Below are 1,838 nucleotides of genomic sequence, written 5' to 3' on the forward strand. Positions count from 1 at the left end.
GGCGCAGTTAATGTGAACCGCGCTGCCATGTAACTGCTGGTTAAACATCACCTCATCAACCGAAGTGAGTAACCAGTTGAGCGGCGTATTTAAACTCGGACTTGGCAAGTTCAAATTTGCCGATACATGATGCGAAAAAATCCCAAGCTGATTAATTGCTTGGTTTGCGCCACAACCGACGAGTTCAACAGGGCGGTCAGCAGTAAGCAAAACCAGTTTTTCGCCCGTTAATTTAGCTTCTGCTACCGCAGGCAACAAGTTTGCGACCGCAGTGCCAGAAGTCACGATAACGGCTACCGGCTCTTGGCTCGCTTTCGCCAAACCAAGCGCCATAAAACCTAATCCACGCTCATCAAAATGAGTATGAATGAAAAAATTTGGCTGTTCCGCCGCTTCTAAAGTCAAAGGAGTCGAACGCGATCCCGGCGCGATACAAACATGCTTCACACCAAATCGGTGAAGCTCAGTCAAAATGGTCTCTGACCAAATTCGATTGAGAACCGCTTGATCGTAACTCATGATGCCACTCCAAGCGGCGGATGATCGGAAATCAACGTTAACAGCGTCGACATCTTTTTATCTAATTCAGCCCATTCGTGTTCAGCAACTGATCCAGGAACAATACCCGCTCCAGCAAACAACTGAACTTGATCGCCAAGCACCAATGCACTTCTTATTGCCACACAAAACTCTGCGCGTTCATGGCTGATGTAACCCATAGAGCCAGCATACCAGCCACGAGCAAACGGCTCGTTATCAAGGATGAACTGCATCGACTCTTTACGAGGCAAACCTGCCACTGCGGCCGTCGGCTGCAATGCAGAAAGCAGTTGTACGCCATTTGTGCCTGTTTTTAAGCTTGCATGAATATTACGTTTGAGGTGCTGCACCTTACGTAAACGCACCAATCTCGGTTCGGTTTCTACTTCTACCATTTCGGAATGAGGAGAAAGGCGTTCCACGATATCGTCCACGACGTACTGGTTTTCGTTTAAGTTTTTTGAATCCTGAGATAACCAGTTCGCCAACTCCATATCATGAGTGGCATTGTCGCCGCGGCCAATAGTGCCCGCTAAAGCCTCGGTATGAAGTTCATGTCCAACACGAGAATACAAACGCTCTGGCGTAGAACCCATAAAACTGTGTTTGCTGTCTAAACTCAGCAAGAAATGAAAGCTGTGATGGTTGTTCAAATAGCTCGCTTTAAGCAGTTGTGCAGCGCTCAACCTGTTATCCAGTTGGACAGTAGAGCGGCGAGCCAACACAACTTTTTTAAACTCATCATTCTCAATCCCAGTCAGAACTTTATGTACCAGCTCATCCCACTCAGATTTAATAGGAGTATGAACAATCGAGCGAATATGTGACGAGATCGGAGGTAAAGCGGCGACATCGCAAATAAGCTTTCTCAAGCTGGCAAGCGTGCGCGCTTTGTCTTCAGTTAGGTTAACCGCGAGTGACCACTGCTGATCAAATCGAATCAGTTCAATTTGAGGCAAAAAGAAGAAAGAAGGCATGCAACGGCGATTTTTTTCGTGCTGGCCATCAAACGATCGCCCGCCCCATACTCGCTGCCCTTCACCAAGAATGGTATAGGCAGGACCCGGCTCAACAAAAGAGTGCAACTGTCCTAGCGCGACGACCTCTTCACGAGTATCACGGGATTGCCAATAAAATTTGGGGAAAAGTGGTTGTGCATCAAGCCAATCAATAAATGCGAAATTCGGTTTTTCGCTGAGGGGCTCGACCAGACGTACTTGATTGCCTTCCGTGTGCTGAACTCGCTCGATAATTCTCTTTACGGCTTGATGGAACTCTGACAAATCAACCTCGAAGTA

The 1,838-nt window shown here is 47.5% G+C and carries 2 protein-coding genes; both read right to left on the reverse strand.

Annotated features, from left to right (window positions below; all coding sequences use genetic code 11):
* Nucleotides 1–519 (reverse strand): 2-succinyl-5-enolpyruvyl-6-hydroxy-3-cyclohexene-1-carboxylic-acid synthase (menD, locus tag R8N49_RS24510; RefSeq protein ID WP_318190145.1); only part of this gene is annotated, 519 nt, incomplete at its 3' end.
* Entirely contained in the window at nucleotides 516–1,823 is a 1,308-nt protein-coding gene (locus tag R8N49_RS24515) for an isochorismate synthase (RefSeq protein WP_318190146.1), read from the reverse strand. The genes menD and R8N49_RS24515, both read right to left, overlap by 4 nt.
* Between the last annotated feature and the right edge of the window lie 15 nt (nucleotides 1,824–1,838).

The organism is Vibrio sp. 1978 (assembly GCF_033344345.1).